Raw genomic sequence first — 19,709 nt, 5'->3', positions numbered from 1 at the left:
GTGAGTCGCGCCCGGTCGAACGAGGGGGGAGCGTGGGCGTGCCGCACGGACTCGGTCCATGATCAGCCGGGCACACCCACGCCCAGGTCTCACACGACCACCGAAGGGTCGCGTGGGTCGATGCCGTTCACGTCGATGTCGTTCACTGCTCGGTCAGGGTGACCTCGTCGCAGTAGCCGTCGCCGGTTCCGGAGACGAGGTGGCAGTAGATGCGAGCGGTGGTCACACCCGCCCCGGTCGTGAAGGTCGTCGACTGTTTCGAGTAGGTGCTCGACGTGGTCGAGGCGCTCGTGACGGCGGAGCCGTTGTAGAGCTTGGCCTCCAGTGCCGTCGTGGTGCCGGCGGTCTGGCTCCTGATCGCGCCGCTGAGCCGATAGGTGGTGCTCGGCTTGAGGGTGTAGATCAGTTGCCACAGGGTGCTGCCGCTCAGCGACGAGTTCGCCAGTCCGGCGGCGTTGCCGTTGGACGACGTGCCCGTGAGCGAGAAGTCGCCATTGCGCCAGGGCACGGTGTGGCCGGACTCGAAGTTGCCGTTGATCACGTGGTTCTTGACGGGGGTGACGGCGAGATCGTCGCAGTAGCCGTTCCCGCTGCCCGTGCTCTTGTAGCAGTACAGGCGCACGGTTCCGTTCGCCGCCCCGGTGGTGAAGTCGGCGGACACGAAGGTCCACCCGGTGCCGCTTGCGCTTGCCACCGTTTCCAGGCCACCGGTGTTCTTGACGCCGATGTTCATGACCTCACCGGCGACAGCGGACTTCACCCAGCCCGAGACGCGGTAGGTCGTCCGGGGCGCGACGGGGACGAACTGTTCCACGGAGGCGGGCGACGGCCCGACCCGGGCAGCGTAGGTTCCGCTGTGGGCACCCGAGTTCACCACCGAGGCGGAGTTCCACGCGCTCCACGCCGAAAGCGAACCCTTCTCGAAGCCGAGGTTCTCGTTCGCGAGGCAGGTCGCGTCGGAGGGCGAGCTGAACTGGTCGGCGCCGATGTCGGGTGCGCAGACCGAGGGGACGGGCGATCCCCAGTAGTCCTGGCCGCCGTTGTCGGGCATGACGACTCCCGCACCGATGGCCGGAGACGACGCGGTGAGCTGGTAGCCCGCGACGGAGCCGATGCCGGTGCCGCCGCTGCCGGGCGAGGCCAGCAAAGGATCTCCGGTGATGTTTCCGTTGCCGGTCGGCTCGCTTGCCGGGTGGTTGCCGTGGAAGAGGTTGTTCCGCCAGGAGAAGTTCGAGGCCGGCTGGCCGGTGGTGTAGACGTAGCCGCCGCTGCCCAGGTTGTAGATGAGGTTGTTGGCGAGCGTCAGGTCGTTCCAGGCGCCGGAGACCTCGAAGATGTTCGCGGTGGATCCGGAGGGAACGTAGATGGTGTTGTTGTAGAACGTCGAGTCCTGGGACCCGAGCATGTTGACGACGCGGAGACGGTCGTTCTCACTGACGTTGTAGCGGGCCACCGCGTTGCTACTGAGACGTGATCCGCCGCCGCAGCCGCAGAAGAGGAGGAACCCTCCCTCGTTGTCGTGGCTGTAGTTGTACTGGACGATGGTGCCGTCCTGCCCGTAGTCGACGTCGAAGCCCTGGCCGTCGGGGTTTCCGGAGGTCTTCTTGGTCCCGTATGCCTCGTTGTACTGGATCACGGTGCCGTCGGAGTCCCAGGCCCAGATGCCTGCGTTCGCGGAGTTCCCCTTCGCCGCGTTGTAGACGACGTTGTGCTCGATGAGGGCGTCCTTCGACATCTGTACGACGATGCCGTCGCCGTCCGTGTCATGGACGGTGTTGTTCTTGACGACGACACCGGTCCAGGGCGTCCAGGCCGGGTTGTTGCAGCCGACGGACGGGCGGCACAGCCAGGTGCTCGACATGTTGATGCCGCTGCGGGCGATGTTGGCCACGGTGTTGCCGTCGATGACGACGTCGTTGAAGGCGCTGGGTGTCGTGGTCCCGAGAACGGCGAAGAGAATGCCCGCGCTGCCGTCGACTTCCTTCGAGTTGTTTCCGTTCACGTCGTGGACGTTGAGGTTGCTGATCTTGTAGTGGTTACCGGTGCCGTAGTTCTCGAGCACCGCGTAGACACCGCGCCGCGCGTTCGCGCCCTTCACGGCGCCGGTGTTCGTCACCTCGAGGTTGGAGATCTCCCAGTACTCCTGGTTGTGCAGATAGATCGCGTCCGTGCCACCGCCTCCGGCGATGATCGGCAGGGCGCCCGTGCCGTAGGCGTCGATGGTGATCGACCCGCCTGCCGCGCTTCCCGAGCCCAGCGGGTGCAGGGTGCCTGAGCAGGTCGTCCCTCTCTTCAGTAGCAGCTGGTCCCCCGGTGCGAAGGTCTTCGCGTTCGGGCCCGCCAGTGAGTTCCACGGCGAGTCGGAGGTGCCGGTGCCGTTGGCTGCCGCCGAGCAGTCCACGTAGTAATTCGTTCCTGCCGCCTGCGCCGGTGCGGCCGGCGTCAGCGCCACCGCGGCGCAGGCGAGCAGCATGGTGACGACCGTGCCGGCGATGAACCGTCTTATCTCTGCGAAATGTCTCATGATGCCTCTCCCCGTACAGCGCTGTCGGGATGGGTGGGTGAGCTCGCCGTGACCTTGCGGAGCGCGGCGACGATCGCCTGCGTCGGAGCGGCGCGGTTCGGCCAGTCGGCGGTGACCTGTCCGTTGCCGCCGATCAGGAGTGTGTGGAGCCGGCCGTCCCTGGGCAGTTCCGCGCCGGCGGAGGCCGAGTCCGCGGCGACCACGAGTGAGGGCGGGATGGACCAGTTGGCCGCGAAGTTCCTCAGGGCGGCGTCGGTCGTGTGGCCGTCGGAGTCGGTGATGAGGACCCGGACGTCGGGGTACTGCACCGCCACGCTCTTGAGTGACGGGATCTGGCTGCGTGCGTGCGCGGCGTCGACGTTTCCCTGGTCGTCGACGGGCAGGGCGGATATGACGGTCGGGCCGGTGACGGCGATCCGGTTCCCGTCGAGCAGGGTCACACCGGAGCCGGCCCGTTCTTCGGCCTGGCACGCGGTAACGAACAGGAGCGCGGCGACGAACGGAATCGTCCCCGCCCGACGGGCCCCTTTTGTCACGCGTCGGATTCCACTCACCGGCCCGGCCCTTCGAGAGGCAGGATGGGGGCCTCAAGGGCTTCGTCGCGGTCGCAGACGAGGGTGTCTCCGCTCACCCGCAGGCGGGCGACCTGGATCGAGCTCCGACGGTCGTTGTGGCCGCTGTGGGGTCCGGATCCGTCGTCGGATCGCCCGGGGTGCGAGAAATAGAAGACGAACGCGCCGAGTTCGCTGGTGACGACATCGGCGTGGTAGCCGTACCCGCCGTCGTCCGGGCCCCGCCCGGGACGATCGAGGATGAGTCCTCGCGGTTCCCATGTCTCCAGGTCCCGCGAGTGCAGCACCCGCAGGCCGTGCCACTCGTCGACGAGCATCCAGTAGCCGCCGCCGAGCTCGAAGACGTTCGGGCCTTCGTGCTTCGAGCACTCGACGGCCGGCCCCCGGACGGTCCACCGCGCCAGATCGTCGCTGTCCGCCGCGTAGGTGTGCGCGTCATCGGCCTCGTCCTTGTACCACATGCGGTAGCCGCCTGTGGGGAGCCGCAGGACGCAGGCGTCGATCACTCTTTCGGACGAGAGTGACAAGGTGGAACGGTAGGTCCATGAGAAGAGGTCGTGGCTCGTGTAGTGACGGATCACGCGTGCGTGCCCCTCCCACCGGGTCGGAACACCGCGGATCACGCTGACGAACATGTGGTACTCGGTTCCGTCGTCGACGATCTCAGGCGCCCAGTAGGTGTGCCGCCCGGGCTCGATGTCCAACCCCTCGGTGATGCCCCGGTACAGCCAGGTGGCTCCTCCGTCCGAGGAGGACGCGATCCCGATGTCGGTCCCGTGCACCCAGCTCACGTCGTTCATCGGTGGCGCGTCGGCGCGACGGCTCGTGTAGAACATCCACCACTCGCCGGCGTGCCGGTTCCAGATGACGGTGGGGTCTGTCGCGCCGTCGTGAAGGGGGTCTCGGAACAGGGGGCGGTCAATGGCTGTCATCGGTTCGTCCCAGGAGTCGTGGGCGGTCGGTACGACGAGGTCCTCAGCTCTGCCGGCGCGTCAGGCGGAGCATGTGCAAGAGAGCGGTTCGAGATCGGCGCGAAGGACACCGTCGGTGAATTGGCCCCGGTGGCGGTGCGCGGGGTGACGCGGTCGGGCCGGTCCTCGGTGAACGTCGTCTCGGAGCTGCTTCCGCCGATGCCCGATCCGCGGTCGACGGAGGCGGTGCCGCAGGCGGACAGCCCGGAGGCGCCGAGCGCGGCACTGGTGGATACGGCGGGGAAGCGGCGTATGCCGGGAGACGTCGTGGGCGATTCGGGCATGGGTGAGGGCCTTTCGTGGGGCACGTACGGCCCATGCGAGGCGGCATGCGGGGGTGCCGCGGGAGCGAAACGTGGAGGAAGGCGGCCGGCGGTGACGCCGGATCGCTCGGCACTGGTGCGAGACGGTCTGGACCGGGTGCGCCCGTCTGCGTGGACGGGCGCCCGTACCGGTGCCAGGGGACCGCGAGTACGACGGTGGTCGCGTCCGCGGTGAGTCGCAGGGGCGGCTCTACTGACCAGTTGACTCAACGTCAGCCATGGCCGACATCTCACTGTCACTGAAATGACCGGTTTCTCAGGCTCTGCCCGGATGTATCGGTAATTCCCATCCGAGGAAACCGGTTGACTGAAACTTTCGCGAACGTTAGGTGGCGTCGCCAGAAGGTGTCAAGGGGTCGGAATGAGTCACCCTCGGCCCGCACCGGCGAACCAGCACCACGCCCACCGACCCGGTTGGTCCCCTTGCCTCCCACGGGACCAACCGGCCGTGACCGCAGCGTCGTCAGGGACGCCCCGCTCCGTTGCTCAAGTACCGCCTGGAATGCTGGGCCATTGGCACAGCCGGAACGGCTTTGGCTCGTCCACCGGCGAGCCAACGGACCATGCACGAGGAGGCCGGACACCATGGCCGTGGACGAGCTCGACACCCGCATCCTGGGGCTGCTGCTGGAGCAGCCTCGCACGAGCGTGCGCGAGTACGCCCGCATCCTCGGGGTCGCCCGCGGCACGCTCCAGGCCCGGCTGGACCGTCTGGAGCGGGACGGGGTGATCACCGGGACGGGGCCGTCGCTGTCCCCCGCCGCGCTCGGCCACCCGGTGCTCGCGTTCGTGCACATCGAGGTCACCCAGGGCAACCTGGACGACGTGGGCGACGCGCTGGCCGCCGTACCGGAGATCGTCGAGGCGTTCTCGATCACGGGCGGCGGGGATCTGCTGACACGGGTCGTGGCGCGGGACAACGCGCACCTGGAGGACGTGATCCAGAAGCTGATCGGTCTGCCCGGTGTCGTCCGCACCCGCACCGAGGTGGCCCTGCGCGAACGCGTTCCGCAGCGACTGCTGCCGCTGGTGGAGTCGATCGGGCGTGCGGCCCGGAAATGACCTTTGAGATCGTGAAGTCATGAGCAATTTCGGCGGCACTTCAGTCATCTTCGATCTCGACGGAACGCTCGTGGACAGCGAGCCGAACTACTACGAGGCGGGCCGGCAGACCCTGGCCGAGCACGGCGTCCCGGACTTCACCTGGGCGGACCACGAGCGGTACGTCGGCATCAGTACGCAGGAGACCGTCGCCCACTGGAAGGAGCTGTACGGGCTGCGCGCGCCGGTGGAGGAGCTTCTGGCCGCCAAGAACCGCCGCTATCTGGAGTTGGCGCGCGCCTCCGCCTCCGCCTACCCGGAGATGCGCACGTTCGTGGAGCTGCTGGCGGGCGAGAACGTCCCGATGGCCGTGGCCTCGGGATCGTCGCCCGAGGCCATCGAGGCCATCCTGGTCGGCACGGGCCTGGACAAGCACCTCCGGACCGTCGTCTCCGCCGACGAGGTCGCGCACGGCAAGCCCGCCCCGGACGTGTTCCTGGAGGCGGCCGGCCGGCTCGGCGCGGACCCGGCCGACTGTGTGGTCGTGGAGGACGCGGCCCCGGGCGCCGCCGCCGCGCACGCGGCCGGCATGCGCTGCATCGCGATCCCGTACATCGCCGCCCAGGCCGACGACCCGGCGTTCGCCACGGCGGACCTTCTCCTGCGCGGTGGACAGGCGGAGTTCACGGCACGGGCCGCGTACGACTGGCTCGTACGGACGGTTTCGCCGGGGCCGCGGTAGCCGACCGCGGGCCGACGCCTCGGCCGGCGGCCTGGTTCCGCCGCCCACCTCCCCCGTCACGGCCGGTGCCACCGGCGCTCGCGGGTACCGACGGTCACCGTAACCGGGCTGACCGGGTATCCGTGTCCGTCGCCCGGCTCGGGCCTGCCGGGCGACTGGGTTTCGTGGAGAACGGCCGGAACTGGAAGCTCCCGCCCCGTTGACCCCCACCCTCACCATGCCTATCGTCTGGTCGATCATTCGTACGACGTTCGTCATTCCGAACATCCGCATATCGTGGACCCATGGAGGCGCACACATGGCACCGCCCCTCTCCAGACGGCACCTTTTCCAGGCCGCCGCGCTCACCGCGGTGGCCCCCGCGATCTCGTACGCGGCCACCGGCCGGGCAGTCGCCGCGACGAGCCGGGCAGTCGCCGCAGTTTCGGAGGAACCGTCCATGTGGACCGTGCGGCCGTTCTCGCTCGAGGACGTGAAACTGGGGAAGGGCGTCTTCGCCGACAAGCGGCAGTTGATGCTCGACCACGCCCGTGGCTACGACGTGAACCGGCTGCTCCAGGTCTTTCGCGCCAACGCCGGCCTCGCCACGGGCGGTGCCGTCGCCCCCGGCGGCTGGGAGGGCCTGGACGGTGAAGCCAACGGCAACCTGCGCGGCCACTACCCGGGTCACTTCCTGACCATGCTGGCCCAGGCTTACGCCGGCACCGGCGAGCAGGTGTTCGTCGACAAGACCCTCACCATGGTCAAGGCGCTCACCGAGGTGCGCGAGGCGCTGCGTCACGACCCGGTCGTGCTGAACTCCCCCGGCAGGTTCGGGACTTCGGCGGAGAACGTCCGCGGCTCCTACCAGTACGTCGATCTCCCCGCCGGCGTCCTCGACGGCGCCTCCGCGATCACCCTCTCCACCTGGGTGAAGCCGACGCACGACGCCAACTGGACCCGGATCTTCGACTTCGGCGACGACACCACGCGTTACCTGTACCTGGCCGCGCGCAACGCGGGCGGCGTGCCCCGCTTCGCCATCACGACGAGCGGCGCCGGCGGCGAACAGGGCCTCAACGGCACCGCCGCGCTGCCGCTGAACCAGTGGAGCCATCTGGCGGTGACGATCGCGGGCGGCACGGGCACGCTGTACGTCAACGGCACGGCCGTCGCGCAGAACACCTCGATGTCCCTCACCCCGGCGGCCCTCGGCGCCCTCGCCCACAACTGGCTCGGCCGCTCGAACTACTCCGCCGACCCGGTCTTCGCGGGCGCCTTCGACGAGTTCAACGTCTGGTCGCGTGCCCTGACCGCCGCCGAGGTCGGCGAGTTGCAGGCCGGCCGGGCCGCCGAGGTCTCCGCCGGCCGGGGCGACCTCGCCTCGTACGCCTTCGACGAGACCACCGGCTCGGCCTTCGCGGACGCCTCCGGCCGCGGCCTCACCGCCACCCTGCGCCGCACCTGGGGCGGCCCCAGTCATCCCGGGTTCCTGGCGGCGTACCCGGAGACGCAGTTCATCGACCTGGAGTCGAGGACCAGTCCCGACTACACCAAGGTGTGGGCGCCCTACTACACCGCGCACAAGATCCTCAGGGGCCTGCTGGACGCGTACAGCGCCACCGACGACGCGCGGGCACTCGACCTGGCGTCCGGCATGTGCGACTGGATGTACTCCCGGCTGTCCAAGCTGCCCGACGCCACCCTCCAGCGGATGTGGGGCATCTTCTCCAGCGGCGAGTTCGGCGGCATCGTCGAGGCGATCGTCGACCTGCACACGCTCACCGGCAAGGCCGAACACCTCGCGCTGGCCAAGCTGTTCGACCTCGACAAGCTCATCGACGCCTGCGCGGCCAACACCGACATCCTCGACGGGCTGCACGCCAACCAGCACATCCCGATCTTCACCGGGCTGGTCCGGCTGTACGACGCGACGGGCGAGGAGCGTTATCTCACCGCCGCGAAGAACTTCTGGGGCATGGTCGTGCCGGGCCGCATGTACGGCATCGGCGGCACCAGCGCCACGGAGTTCTGGAAGGCCTCCGGGGTGATCGCGGGGACGATCAACTCGACGACCGCCGAGACCTGTTGCGCGTACAACATGCTGAAGCTCAGCCGGATGCTGTTCTTCCACGACCAGTCGCCGAAGTACATGGACTACTACGAGCGGGCGCTCTACAACCAGGTGCTCGGCTCCAAGCAGGACAAGGCCGACGCGGAGAAGCCGCTCGTCACGTACTTCATCGGCCTGACGCCCGGTCATGTGCGGGACTACACGCCCAAGCAGGGCACCACCTGCTGCGAGGGCACCGGCATGGAGAGCGCGACGAAGTACCAGGACTCGGTGTACTTCAAGAAGGCCGACGGCACGGCCCTGTACGTCAACCTCTACAGCCCGTCCACGCTGACGTGGGCGGAGAAGGGCGTCACGGTCACCCAGACCACCGACTACCCGAGGGAACAGGGGACCACGCTGACCATCGGCGGCGGCCGTGCCGCCGCCTTCGAACTCCGGCTGCGCGTGCCGTCCTGGGCGACGGCCGGGTTCCGCGTCACGGTCAACGGGCGTGCGGTGTCCGGTACTCCGACTCCCGGGAGCTACTTCGCCGTGTCCCGGACATGGCGCAGGGGCGACACCGTGCGCGTCTCCATACCGTTCCGGCTGCGCGTGGAGAAGGCCCTCGACGACCCGTCGTTGCAGACCCTCTTCTACGGCCCGGTCAACCTCGTCGGCCGCAACCCGGCCACGGACCACCTGCCGTTCGGCCTGTACCGCAACGCCGCCCTCTCCGGCGACCTGCTGCCCACCCTCACGCCCGTGAGCGGCAGGCCGCTCCACTACACCCTGGACGGAACCGAGTTCGCCCCGTTCCTCGAGGGCACGGAGGACCCGACGCACGCCTACTTCCGGCGTGCCGAACCGCGCGTGGTCTTCGGCACCGTCGACTCCTCAGTGGCCAACCCCGCCAAGGCGGACGGCACCACGCTGCTGGACGAGATCTGGGCCGCGGCCCCGTTCGGAAGCAAGGGCGCGCTGGTGTCCCGGGTGCGGTCCACGGTGGACGCGTGGGTGTCCGCCGGGCTGCTCGCCCAAGCCGACGGCGACACGGTGGTGAGTACGGCGCGCAAGGCGTCCTTCACGGCCTGAAGCCCGGCGCGACAATGATCAGAAGCTGCGTTACGACCTGCGGCGGGGCTTGCCCCGGCGCGTGCTCTGGGTGCCGGTCGAACCGCGGGCGGCGCCGGATCCGCGCCGGGGCGTCTTACCCGGGGTCGGCTTTCGGCCGCCGGCCTTCTGGTCGGTCCGCTTGCGCTCGGGGCGGGGCTCGGGCTCCGGCTTGGTGCGGCCGCGGGTGCTGTTGGGTGTCCGGCCGCGGACGATCCCGATGAAGTCCTCGACCAGGTCGGTCGTCGCGTCCTCGGGCCAGGCCAGGGCGACGCCGGACTGGGGGGCGTCCACGAGGGGGCGGTAGGTGAGGTCCTTGCGGTGGTGCAGGCGGGCCAGGGACTGGGGCACCACGAGGAGGCCGATGCCCGCCGCCACGAGTTCGACGGCGTCCTCGGTCGTGGCGGGGCGCTCGAAGGCGGGCTGCCCGGGCGGCTGCTCCCAGTCGAGGACGTCGTCGAGGGGGTGCAGCACGACGTCGTCGGCGAGATCGTCGGCGGAGACCTCGTCGGCCGCCGTCACGACGTGGTCCTTGGGGACCACGACGACCGTCGTCTCCGTGTAGAGGGGGATCGCGCTGAAGACCGTACGGTCGACCGGGAGCCGTACGAGCGCCGCGTCCGCGTCCCCGGCGCGCAACACGTCGGATGCCTCGGCGGCCGGCACGGCGATGAGCTCCAGGCGGACGTCCGGCAGGCGTTCCTGCCAGATCCGCACCCACTTGCCGGGGGTCACTCCAGGGACGTACGCGAGGCGGAACGAGGGGGATGCTGGCGAGCCTGTCACCACGCCAGGCTACCCGCCGTGGTCGGACCTCTCGTGCGCGGTCGATAGTCTGGACACCATGAAGTCGCACCAGAGCACCCAGACGATGAAGCCCGCGACCGCGGCGAAGAAGCTGGGTGTGTACCTCCCGGCCACCCCTCAGGAGTTCCAGGACGGGGTCGTCACCCGCTCCGAGCTGAACGAGCTCCAGACGAACCCGCCCGCGTGGCTGCAGGAGCTGCGAAGCAACGGCCCGCACCCTCGCCCGGTTGTCGCGGCCAAGCTCGGCGTCTCCATCGCCGGCCTGGCGCGCGGCGGGGTCACGGAGCCCCTGACCACCGAGCAGATCGAAGCGCTCAAGAAGGACCGGCCCGAGTGGCTGGAGAAGGAGCGCGCCACCCAGGCCGACGTGCGCAAGGAAGCCGTGCGCATCAAGGAGAAGAAGGCCGATCAGGACCAGCGTTCCTGACTCGAACACCGGTCGAAAACTCCGGTGCGGTGGTGTGCGCCACTCTGCGATCATCCCGGAATGGTCGAGAGTCTGGAACCGCTGGTCGTCCGGCACACCCACCGCCTCCCCTCCCCCGCCGGACCCGCCGGTGCGGGGGACGTCGCGGCGCGGCAGTTCGACGCCGCGCTGATGTCCGTCGGCTTCAAGCTGTCGGCACCGCTGCTGGAGCGCCTGTCGGGGTTGTCCGAGGGCACGGTCGTCGACACCGCCGTACGCACGCTGCGCACGGTCCGCGAGATGACCGGCGACCACGTCGGGCACAACGTCTACTTCGTCGACTTCCCGGCCAATGTCCCGGACACCTTCGACTTCTGGATGCAGTGCATCACCGAGGCACTCGACGACAGCACAGCGCGGGCCGGCGTCCTGGCGCAGCTGCGCCGGGGTGTGGTCGACCTGCTCACCCTCCCGTCGTACGGCCGCTACCAGCACACGTACGCCGAGATGCTCGCCGCCCACGACGAGCTGATCGGCGCGGCGGGCGACCGGATGACGGTGCTGCACCTCGGCGGCGCGCTCGACGACGAGGTCACCGGCCTCTACCTGGCCCTGGCCGGCAGCGCGACTCCGCTGGGCGAGGAAGGGCTGAGCGACCTGAAGGCGCTCGCCGGGCACTGCGCGCGCGGGCCCCAGCCGGAGGCGATTCCGGTACGGGAGAACCGGGCCGTCGTCAACGAGGCCCGTCTGAAGGTGGGCGCGGCCCTGCTGCTGGACACCGTCACCGACGTGCTGCGGCTGGCGTGCGCCCTGTCGGGCGGTGACGTGACCCTTCAGGAGCCGACGCGGTTCCGGTCGCTGTCGCGCCCGGTGCGGCGTGCGCTGCTCGCCGGTCTGGACGCCGTCGTCGCCGCGGTCCCGGCCAAGCTCGCCGACGTCCATGCGCACCGCGAGGAGTTCAAGCGCCTCGGCGAGCGGCTGCACCCGCACGAGTACCCGCGCTGGCCGCAGGCCGCGGAGGTGTTCGCCGTCGCCCGCGGTGAGAAGGAGGCGCGGTCGTTCGACAGCCTGGTCGAGGAGCTGCTCGGCGCGGGTGACGTGGTGGCGGCGGCCGAGTTGCTGAAGTCCGCTCCGGGCAAGCTGTTCCGTGCCCTGGACCACCTGCTGCGCACGGCATTCACGCAGGACGCGCGCGAGTCCGTCGTGGCGGCCGCCGAGCAGGTCGTGCCCAAGGTCTCCGGACGGGTCGTGCTGTCGGTCCGCGAGCACCTGCACAACCGTGCCGGGGACACCGGCCGGCGACGCGTGTTCATCAACCGCCTCGGCCGCGCCTGGGTCGACGACGACGACCGCGCACCCCTGCCGGCACCGGAACGCGACCGCCTGATCACCGCGCTCGACGCGGAGCTGCGCCGCCGGCTCCCCGCGCCGGGCCACCTGCTGGTCGACCCCGACGTCCTCGACGTGGCGCTCCCGCTCAGCGGGAAGGCGACCGCGGCGGGCCTCGGCGTGCTCCCGCGCGGCTCGGTGTCCCCGGTCGACGGCGAGCTGCTGCGCTTCTTCGTGTACTGGAAGCAGACCGAGCGCACCACCGACTACGACCTGTCGGCGCTGATGCTGGGCGCCGACTACGAGACGGTCTCCTGGCTGTCGTACACGAACCTCACCGCCGTGGACGGCGAGCACTCCGGTGACATCGTCGAAGCGCCGGAAGGGGCCTCGGAGTTCATCAACCTGCGGCTCGGCGCCGTACGGGGCACCTTCATCGTGCCGCAGGTCAACCTCTTCTCCGGGGAGGGCTTCGAGGAGGTCGAGGAGTCGTTCTTCGGGTTCATGCTCCGTGACGGCGAGCAGAAGGGCCGGCCGTTCGAGGCGCGTACGGTGCGGATGAAGTCGGAGCTGCGCGGGCCGGGCCGGGTGGCGCTGCCGCTGGCGTTCGTGCGGGGCGAGGACGGCCGGTGGCGTGCCAAGTGGCTGCACCTGTACCTGAACGGCACCCCGGCGTCGAACCGGGTCGAGGGCAATCGGGTCTCGGTCGCCACGCTGCTGCGCGGCATCGTCGAGCGCGAGCAGCTGACGGTGCGGTACCTCACGGAGCTGATGGCCGACGGCGCCGCCACCGGCGTGACGGTGTGGGACGGCACGTCGGTGCCGGACGGGCCGGTGACGTACATCGGCCTGGAGCGCCCCGAGGGGCTGCACCCGGACTCCCGGGTCATCACCCTCGAAAATCTGCGCGACGTGATCACCGACTGACTGCTAGCGTTGACCACGGCGAGGCCATGAAGGGGCTTCCTTCTCACACTCCTTGAAATAGTCCCTTCGCTTTCCTCGCCCTCGACGTCAGCGCCAAAAGGCGTTGTCCGTACGACGGCCCGGGTGCGCGGATCAGCGCGCCAGGGCCGTTCGTGCGTGGGCGAGGGCCTGTTCGGCGTAGCCGCGGCCGAAGAGCACGGTGTGCACGAGCAGCGGGAAGAGCTGGTGCAGGCCGATGCGGTCCGCCCAGCCGTCGACGAGTGGCGCCGCCTGCCGGTAGCCGTCCAGCACCTGGTCCAGGTGGGGGCAGCCGAAGAGGTGGAGCATCGCCAGGTCGGTCTCGCGGTGGCCGCCGTGCGCGGCCGGGTCGATCAGATGGACCTCGTCGTCGGCGCCCCACAGGACGTTGCCGCTCCACAGGTCGCCGTGCAGCCGGGCGGGCGGTTCGGCCGGGCCCGCCAGTTCGGGCAGGCGCGCGCAGACCTCTTCGATCACGGTGGCCTCGGCGGGGCGCAGGGTGCCGTCGTCGACCGCGCGACGCAGGTAGGGCAGCACCCGGTGCTCGGCGTACCAGGCCGGCCAGTCGGTGCCGTCGGCGTTGCGCATCGGGGCGCGTCCGATGTACGCGTCCCTCGGGCCGCCGGGCGGCGGGGCGCCGAACGCGGGTGCCCCGGCGGCGTGCAGGGCGGCGAGGTCCCGGCCGAACCGGAGCGCCGCGCCGCTCGTGGGCCTGCCCTGCGGGACCCGGTCGATGACCAGGTGACGCCCGTCGTGGCCGTAGACGGCCGGGACGCGGACCGTCCCCGCCTCGGCGAGCCAGCGCAGCCCGGCCGCCTCGGCCTCGACGGCGCCGGGCCCCTCCCCCGGCTTGACCACGACCACCGGCCCGCCGTCGAGGGCGACTTCGGCGAGCGTCCCGGACAGCGGGCGCACCGCGGTGACCGGTCGCCCGGTCAGGCGCGCCGCCACGGCACCCGGCCCTTCGCGTGTCATGTCGTACCGAACCGTTCCTCGTCCGCTTCCACCGCACGCAGCACGCAGCACGCAGCACGTCCGAAACGGTAGGCCGCCGGCCCACCCGTGACAACGCGTCCTCAGTGGAAAGCGGCTCACAGGGCCGTCACCCGAGTGTGTGTGACGCTGGTGAAATGTTTCAGCTTCTCATTGACATCTGGGTGAAACGATTCGTAACTTGGCGATCATTTAGATTCGTGAAGCATGTTCACGGATATGAACGGGGAGTGTCCATGGGCGATCGCCGAGGAAGTCGCCGCCTGGCCGCCGCGCTCACCGCCGCGGGATTGATGTTCGGAACGGCCGCCTGTGGCTCCGGTTCCGACAGCGCCGGGGGCGGTGACCCGAACACGCTGGAGGTGTGGACCCGGAGCAATCCGGATTCCGCCGCGACCTACGACCGTGTCTTCGCCGCCTTCACCAAGAAGACCGGCATCAAGATCGACTATCAGCCGGTCGTCAACTTCGACCAGCAGCTGCAGAGCCGGGCGTCCACCAAGGACCTGCCCGACGTCATGATCAACGACACGGCTCTGATGGGCAGTTACCAGAGCCAAGGGCTGCTCAAGCCCATCACCCCGGACACGATCGCGGGCCACGACCAGATCACCGACAAGTCCTGGTCCTCCACCGTGGGCATCGACGGCAGGCACTACGGCATCCCGTACTCCCGCCAGGCCCAGACCCTGATGATCCGCAAGGACTGGCTGCGCAAGCTCGGTCTCGACGCGCCCACGACCTGGCAGGAGATGCTGCAGGTCGCCAAGGCCTTCGCCACCGAGGACCCGGACGGCGACGGCAGGGCCGACACCTACGGCATGGTCGTCCCCGGCAGCGCCCAGAACGGCTACGCCGCCTGGTGGGGCGCCAGCTACCTGTGGCAGGGCGGAGCGAAGATCATCGAGCCGGACGGCAACGGCCGTTACCGCCCCGCCATGGCCTCGGCCGCCGCCGTACGGACCGTCACCTGGCTGAAGGACAACCTCTTCTGCGGAGCCGAGAACGTGGTCCAGCCGGGTGCACTCACGGCCATCACCGGCAACGCCACCAACTTCCAGGACGGCAACGCGGGCATGTACCTCACCGGCCCGTACAACATCACCACCTTCGACGCGACGCCCGGCAAGGCCACGTACGAGGTCGTGGCCGCCCCGGCCGGGCCCGCCGGGGCCGACGTGCTGGCCGACGGCGAGAACGTCTACTTCGGCGCCAGGACCGGCAAGGCGAGGCAGGAGCAGGCGCTGGCCGCGTTCCTGATCTCGCCCGAGGGCCAGCGGATCGCCATGACCAGCGTCGACGGCCACCAGCCGGTCGTCCGCATCCCCGTCAACTCCACCCTGGACGCGGCGACGGTACGCGACGACCCCCGCTGGAGCGTCGTACAGAAGGCCTACGAGGACACCTCGGAGCAGTTCCCGAACGCGCCGGACTTCGCGCCGATCAAGCAGGACACCGCGGACAGCCTCAACGCGATCTTCACGTACTGCGGCAGCGACGTCACGTCGAGCCTGAAGGAACTCGACGACACCCTCGCCGGTGACCTCAAGGACCAGGACCTGTTGAAATGACCGCGACCCTCACCACGCCCCGGCGGCGCGGAGTTCTCACCAAGAGGGCGGCCCTGCCCTGGGTGTTCCTCGCCCCGGGCCTGCTCCTCGCCCTCGTCTTCAAGTTCCTGCCCATGGGCAAGGGCATCTGGCTCAGCTTCTTCGACGTACGGCCCTTCCTCGGCGACAAGTGGGTCGGCCTCGACAACTACACCCGGGTCCTGACCGACCACCGCTTCCAGGACGCGATCGGCAACACCCTGCTCCTTGGCCTCGGCCAGTCGCTGGGCGCCATCTTCGTCGGCTTCCTCCTCGCCCTGCTGCTGGAGGGCCAGGCCCGCTCCCTGAAGATCATGCGTACGGCCGTCTTCCTGCCGGTCGTCACCGCGACCGCCGTCGTCGGCGAGATGTGGCGGCTGCTGTACTACCCGACCTCCGACGGCCTGATCAACCACGGCCTAGGCTTCCTCGGGCTCGGGCCCACACCGTTCCTCGACAACCCCGACACCGCGCTGTGGGCGACCATGGCCATGAGCATCTGGATGCTCGCCCCCTACAACATGGTGATCATCCTCGCCGGCCTCGCCGGCGTGGACCGGACCCTGTACGAGGCCGCCGCGATGGACGGCGTCTCCCTGTGGCAGCGCCTGCGCTACGTGACGCTGCCCGCCATCCGCCCCGCGCTCGGCATCGTCCTCACGCTCGCCGCGATCCGCGGACTGCGCGTGTTCACCGAGGTGTACGTCCTCACCGGCGGCGGTCCGGCCGGATCCACCGAGGTGTGGATGACCCGCGCCTACAGCCTCGGCTTCACCCGCAACGACATCGGCGGCGCCTCCGCGGCCTCCGTGCTGCTGCTCTGCGTGACCCTGCTGCTGACCGTGACGGTCAACTACTTCCGTAAGAGGGGAGACGTGCGATGAGCGCACCCGCCATCGACACCGTCCGCACGCCGGCGGCCGGTTCACCGGCCCGGAAGGCCTCGGCCAGGCAGCGGACCACCCCCGCCCGCTTCGACACCGCCCTCGGCTGGAGCGACCGGCCGGGCGTGGGCCGGGCGTTGCGGATCCTGCTCTGCGCGATCGCGCTCGGCGTCTTCGCGGCACCGTTCCTGACGATCCTCTCCGGCGCCTTCACCGCGCACGCCAGCGGCTCGTCGCTCTCCTTCATCCCGCACGACAGCACGCTGCAGAACTTCACGGTGGCGGGCGAGCGCGGGATCTGGGACTACTTCACCAACTCCCTCGTCATAGCGGGCGGCGCGCTGCTGCTCCAGCTCGCGGTGTCGGTGCTCGCCGCGTACGCGCTGGCCCGGCACCGGTTCCGCGGCCAGGCGCTGATCCTGACCCTGTTCATGCTGACGATGATGCTCCCCGAGGAGGTCATCGCGATCCCGCTGTCGCTGGTCCTCGGTCACGTCCCGGTGGTCGGCGTGGACCTGAAGGGAACGGCGTGGGGCGTGATCCTGCCGCTCGGCGCCTGGGGCTTCTCGGTGATGCTGCTGACCGAGTTCATGAAGGACATCCCCACCGAGATGGAGGAGGCCGCCCGCCTCGACGGCGTGGGCGAGTTCAGGATGCTGTGGCAGGTCGTCCTGCCGCTGTGCAAGCCCGCCCTGGGCGTGGCCGGCGTGCTCGGCTTCGTCATGATCTGGGACCAGTACCTGCTGCCCCTGATCGCCTCCAAGGACCCCACCGACTACACCGTCACCGTCGCCCTGTCCATCCTGCGCACCGACCCCGAGGTCGGCTCCGGGGTGGTGCTCGCCGGAGCGGTCATCGCCCTGATCCCCAGCCTCATCGTCTACCTGCTCCTCCAGCGCTCGCTGGTCACCGGCATCGCCGCCGGGGCCACCAAGGGCTGACCAACCCCCACGTTTGAGGGAGACATGAAGTTCCACGGAGTACTGTTCTTCCCGGTCACGCCGTTCGCCGCGGACGGGTCACTGGACGGGGAACTGCTCGCCCGGCACATCGAGGCGGGCGTCTCGGCCGGCGCGGGCGGCGTGTTCGTCGCCTGCGGTACCGGCGAGTTCCACGCGCTGACGCCCGAGGAGATCGAACGGGCGACACGGATCGCCGTTGAGGCGACCGCGGGGCGGGTGCCGGTCCTCGCCGCGGCCGGCGGCCCCATGCCAGTCGCCCGCGACCAGGCGGCCCGCATCGAACGCGCCGGCGCCGACGGCCTCCTGCTGCTGCCGCCGTACCTGGTGAGCGCCCCGCAGCAGGGCCTCGTCCGGTACGCCAGGGAGGTCACCGACGCCACCGGCCTGCCCGTCGTCTTCTACCAGCGCGGCACCGCCCGCCTCACCGAGTCCACGGCCGCCGAGATCGCCGCCCTGCCCGGGGTCGTCGGCCTGAAGGACGGCCTCGGCGACATCGAGCGGATGCACCGCATCGTCCGGGCCGTACGCGCCCTCCCAAACGGACGGGACTTCCAGTTCTTCAACGGCCTGCCCACCGCCGAGATGACCGCGCCCGCCTACCGCGGCATCGGCGTCGAGCTGTACTCCTCCGCCGTGTTCGCCTTCGCCCCCGAAATCGCCCTGGCCTTCCACCGGGCGCTCGCCGAGAACGGCGAAGAGCTGGTCAACACGCTGCTCGACGAGTTCTACGGCCCGCTGGTCGAGCTCCGTGACGAGGTGCCCGGATACGCCGTGGCACTGGTCAAGGCCGGGGTGACACTGCGCGGCCTGGACGTGGGCGGCGTACGGGCGCCTCTCGTCGACCCGACGCCGGAGCACGTCGCCCGGCTGGCGAAACTCATCGACCACGGTCTGGAGGTGGCAGGCGCATGAGCAGGTCCGGTGACACGAGGATCCGTGAGCTGATCGTCACCCCGATCGCCTTCCGCGACCCGCCGCTGCTCAACTCCAACGGCGTCCACGAGCCCCTCGCCCTGCGGGTGATCCTCCAACTCGTCCTGGAGGACGGCACGGTGGGTCTCGGCGAGTCGCCGGGCGGCACGGCCCGGCTGGAGCGGCTTCAGGCGGCGGCGAAGGTGGTCGTCGGCATGGACGTCTTCGACACGACGGCCGTCGCGGCCGCGATCGACGCCGCCCTGCTGCCGACCGTGCCGAGCTCTCACGAGCGCGGCTGGACCACCTCCGCGGTGGAGGTCGCCTGCCTCGACGCGCAGGGCAGGCTGCTCGGACGCCCGGTCGTCGACCTGCTCGGCGGCGCGGTGCGGGACTCCGTGCCGTTCGCGGCGTACCTCTTCTACAAGTGGGCCGAACACCCGGCGCTCGACGGCCGCGCGGCCGTCGGCGACGACTGGGGCGAGGCGCTCGACCCGGCCGGGATCGTCGAGCAGGCCCGGCTGATGCGACAGCGGTACGGCTTCAGCTCGTTCAAGCTGAAGGGCGGGGTCTTCCCCCCGGACGAGGAGATCGCCGCCATCAAGGCGCTGGCGGAGGCGTTCCCCGGACAGTCGCTGCGCCTGGACCCCAACACCGCCTGGACGGTCGAGACGTCGGCGTACGTCGCCCGTGAACTGGAGGGAGTTCTGGAGTACTTGGAGGACCCGACCAGGAGCATCCCCGGCATGGCGGCGGTCGCGCGGGACGCGCCGATGCCGCTCGCGACCAACATGTGCGTGATCGCCTGGGAACACCTGAAGCCGGCGGTCGAGCAGAACGCGATCCAGGTCCTGCTCACCGACCACCACTACTGGGGCGGGCTGCGCCGCACCCGTGAACTGGCCGCGCTCTGCGAGGCGTTCGGGCTCGCCCTGTCCATGCACTCCAACTCGCACCTGGGCATCAGCCTCGCCGCGATGACCCATGTGGCCGCGGCCATCCCGAACCTCGACCACTCCTGCGACACGCACTACCCGTGGAACTCGGCCGACGACGTGGTCGTCCCGGGTGCGCTGGAGCTGCGCGACGGCGCGGTCGAGGTGCCGACCGGGGCCGGTCTCGGCGTGGAACTCGACCACGACGCCCTCGACCGGCTGCACCGGCTGTACGTGGACTCCGGCGTGCGTACGCGGGACGACACCGGCTACATGCGGCGGTTCCAGCCGGAGTACGAGCTCAGGCTGCCACGTTGGTGACGGATCACTGTGCGGGCGTACGCCCACCGCACCCGGGTCGGTGTACGACTGGGCGATGACGTGGCCGGGCGTGCCGAGCCCGCCGAGCCGACCTCAGGGGCGCGGGGAACTGCGCGACCAGCCCCCACGCACCCGCACCCGGCACGCCACCGAGACCCGCCCCTCACGGCCCGTGCGGGCGCGCCCCTGGTTCCGTCCGGAACAACCAGCGGCCGTCAGGCGGTGCCCAGCGCGGTGCGCAGGGTGCTGACGGCCTGGTTGATGGCGGCCTCGGCGGCGTGGGTCTCGCGCAGGGCGTTGAGCATCAC

The 19,709-nt window shown here is 70.1% G+C and carries 16 protein-coding genes; 10 read left to right on the top strand and 6 right to left on the bottom strand.

The features are described from left to right. Positions 1-142: 142 nt before the first annotated feature. From KUM49_RS20295 to KUM49_RS20280, 4 genes are read right to left on the bottom strand one after another with little or no spacing between them, the layout of a single operon-like run. The gene (locus KUM49_RS20295) at positions 143-2,524 is read right to left on the bottom strand and encodes a carbohydrate binding domain-containing protein (RefSeq protein ID WP_217238306.1); all 2,382 of its coding nucleotides are present in this window, start codon (positions 2,522-2,524) and stop codon (positions 143-145) included. After that, the gene (locus KUM49_RS20290) at positions 2,521-3,060 is read right to left on the bottom strand and encodes a hypothetical protein (RefSeq protein ID WP_217238305.1); all 540 of its coding nucleotides are present in this window, start codon (positions 3,058-3,060) and stop codon (positions 2,521-2,523) included. Before KUM49_RS20290 ends, KUM49_RS20295 begins: the two co-directional genes overlap by 4 nt. Positions 3,061-3,074: 14 nt before the next feature. Then, positions 3,075-4,028, bottom strand: a complete 954-nt coding sequence (locus tag KUM49_RS20285) for a glycosyl hydrolase (RefSeq protein ID WP_217238304.1) — start codon at positions 4,026-4,028, stop codon at positions 3,075-3,077. Continuing rightward, a complete protein-coding gene (locus KUM49_RS20280; protein WP_217238303.1) occupies positions 4,025-4,351 on the bottom strand; it encodes a hypothetical protein in 327 nt (108 codons plus the stop codon). Before KUM49_RS20280 ends, KUM49_RS20285 begins: the two co-directional genes overlap by 4 nt. A 624-nt stretch (positions 4,352-4,975) precedes the next feature. Between KUM49_RS20280 and KUM49_RS20275 the strand changes: the two genes are divergently transcribed. From KUM49_RS20275 to KUM49_RS20265, 3 genes are all read left to right on the top strand, one after another. Further along, on the top strand, positions 4,976-5,452 hold the full coding sequence (locus KUM49_RS20275; protein ID WP_217238302.1) for an Lrp/AsnC family transcriptional regulator: 477 nt from the start codon (positions 4,976-4,978) through the stop codon (positions 5,450-5,452). A gap of 19 nt (positions 5,453-5,471) precedes the next feature. Continuing rightward, entirely contained in the window at positions 5,472-6,173 is a 702-nt protein-coding gene (locus KUM49_RS20270) for an HAD family phosphatase (RefSeq protein ID WP_217238301.1), read from the top strand. A gap of 298 nt (positions 6,174-6,471) precedes the next feature. Then, positions 6,472-9,300, top strand: coding sequence for a beta-L-arabinofuranosidase domain-containing protein (locus KUM49_RS20265; RefSeq protein ID WP_217238300.1), 2,829 nt, complete (start codon positions 6,472-6,474; stop codon positions 9,298-9,300). Positions 9,301-9,330: 30 nt separating this feature from the next. Here the strand turns inward: KUM49_RS20265 and KUM49_RS20260 are convergent, their stop codons facing one another. Then, the gene (locus KUM49_RS20260) at positions 9,331-10,104 is read right to left on the bottom strand and encodes a LysR substrate-binding domain-containing protein (protein ID WP_217238299.1); all 774 of its coding nucleotides are present in this window, start codon (positions 10,102-10,104) and stop codon (positions 9,331-9,333) included. A gap of 58 nt (positions 10,105-10,162) precedes the next feature. Here KUM49_RS20260 and KUM49_RS20255 point away from each other — a divergent pair, with 58 nt between their 5' ends. Both KUM49_RS20255 and KUM49_RS20250 read left to right on the top strand, forming a co-directional pair. After that, positions 10,163-10,552: a DUF5997 family protein gene (locus KUM49_RS20255; protein ID WP_217238298.1), complete on the top strand. Its 390-nt coding sequence runs from the start codon at positions 10,163-10,165 to the stop codon at positions 10,550-10,552. A 60-nt stretch (positions 10,553-10,612) separates the two neighbouring features. After that, entirely contained in the window at positions 10,613-12,787 is a 2,175-nt protein-coding gene (locus KUM49_RS20250; protein WP_217238297.1) for a hypothetical protein, read from the top strand. Between the two features lie 132 nt (positions 12,788-12,919). On the opposite strand, the gene KUM49_RS20245 is transcribed toward KUM49_RS20250, so the two are convergent. Continuing rightward, positions 12,920-13,780 (bottom strand): fructosamine kinase family protein, encoded by an 861-nt coding sequence (locus KUM49_RS20245; RefSeq protein ID WP_217238296.1) that lies wholly within the window; start codon positions 13,778-13,780, stop codon positions 12,920-12,922. 254 nt (positions 13,781-14,034) lie between these two features. Here KUM49_RS20245 and KUM49_RS20240 point away from each other — a divergent pair, with 254 nt between their 5' ends. The 5 genes from KUM49_RS20240 to KUM49_RS20220 are packed head-to-tail and all read left to right on the top strand — an operon-like array spanning position 14,035 to position 19,401. Then, the gene (locus tag KUM49_RS20240) at positions 14,035-15,369 is read left to right on the top strand and encodes an extracellular solute-binding protein (protein WP_217238295.1); all 1,335 of its coding nucleotides are present in this window, start codon (positions 14,035-14,037) and stop codon (positions 15,367-15,369) included. Next, positions 15,366-16,271, top strand: a complete 906-nt coding sequence (locus KUM49_RS20235; protein ID WP_217238294.1) for a carbohydrate ABC transporter permease — start codon at positions 15,366-15,368, stop codon at positions 16,269-16,271. The genes KUM49_RS20240 and KUM49_RS20235 overlap by 4 nt, the downstream gene beginning before the upstream one ends. After that, entirely contained in the window at positions 16,268-17,212 is a 945-nt protein-coding gene (locus KUM49_RS20230) for a carbohydrate ABC transporter permease (RefSeq protein ID WP_217238293.1), read from the top strand. Before KUM49_RS20235 ends, KUM49_RS20230 begins: the two co-directional genes overlap by 4 nt. 24 nt (positions 17,213-17,236) lie before the next feature. Beyond that, a complete protein-coding gene (locus KUM49_RS20225) occupies positions 17,237-18,145 on the top strand; it encodes a 5-dehydro-4-deoxyglucarate dehydratase (RefSeq protein ID WP_217238292.1) in 909 nt (302 codons plus the stop codon). Further along, positions 18,142-19,401, top strand: coding sequence for a glucarate dehydratase family protein (locus tag KUM49_RS20220; RefSeq protein ID WP_217238291.1), 1,260 nt, complete (start codon positions 18,142-18,144; stop codon positions 19,399-19,401). The genes KUM49_RS20225 and KUM49_RS20220 overlap by 4 nt, the downstream gene beginning before the upstream one ends. The last annotated feature ends 308 nt before the right edge of the window (positions 19,402-19,709 follow it).

The sequence above is a fragment of the Streptomyces sp. AC555_RSS877 genome (assembly GCF_019049245.1).
GTDB lineage: Bacteria > Actinomycetota > Actinomycetes > Streptomycetales > Streptomycetaceae > Streptomyces.
The sequence above is the reverse complement of the archived record's forward strand: the minus strand, read 5'-3'. Positions and strand labels throughout refer to the sequence as shown.

Coding starts and splice junctions, on each gene's coding strand:
- KUM49_RS20220 (WP_217238291.1), top strand. CDS start 18,142: ATGAGCAGGTCCGGTGACACGAGGATCCGTGAGCTGATCGTCACCCCG.
- KUM49_RS20250 (WP_217238297.1), top strand. CDS start 10,613: ATGGTCGAGAGTCTGGAACCGCTGGTCGTCCGGCACACCCACCGCCTC.
- KUM49_RS20265 (WP_217238300.1), top strand. CDS start 6,472: ATGGCACCGCCCCTCTCCAGACGGCACCTTTTCCAGGCCGCCGCGCTC.
- KUM49_RS20240 (WP_217238295.1), top strand. CDS start 14,035: ATGGGCGATCGCCGAGGAAGTCGCCGCCTGGCCGCCGCGCTCACCGCC.
- KUM49_RS20225 (WP_217238292.1), top strand. CDS start 17,237: ATGAAGTTCCACGGAGTACTGTTCTTCCCGGTCACGCCGTTCGCCGCG.
- KUM49_RS20245 (WP_217238296.1), bottom strand. CDS start 13,780: ATGACACGCGAAGGGCCGGGTGCCGTGGCGGCGCGCCTGACCGGGCGA.
- KUM49_RS20255 (WP_217238298.1), top strand. CDS start 10,163: ATGAAGTCGCACCAGAGCACCCAGACGATGAAGCCCGCGACCGCGGCG.
- KUM49_RS20285 (WP_217238304.1), bottom strand. CDS start 4,028: ATGACAGCCATTGACCGCCCCCTGTTCCGAGACCCCCTTCACGACGGC.
- KUM49_RS20270 (WP_217238301.1), top strand. CDS start 5,472: ATGAGCAATTTCGGCGGCACTTCAGTCATCTTCGATCTCGACGGAACG.
- KUM49_RS20230 (WP_217238293.1), top strand. CDS start 16,268: ATGAGCGCACCCGCCATCGACACCGTCCGCACGCCGGCGGCCGGTTCA.
- KUM49_RS20275 (WP_217238302.1), top strand. CDS start 4,976: ATGGCCGTGGACGAGCTCGACACCCGCATCCTGGGGCTGCTGCTGGAG.
- KUM49_RS20280 (WP_217238303.1), bottom strand. CDS start 4,351: ATGCCCGAATCGCCCACGACGTCTCCCGGCATACGCCGCTTCCCCGCC.
- KUM49_RS20295 (WP_217238306.1), bottom strand. CDS start 2,524: ATGAGACATTTCGCAGAGATAAGACGGTTCATCGCCGGCACGGTCGTC.
- KUM49_RS20235 (WP_217238294.1), top strand. CDS start 15,366: ATGACCGCGACCCTCACCACGCCCCGGCGGCGCGGAGTTCTCACCAAG.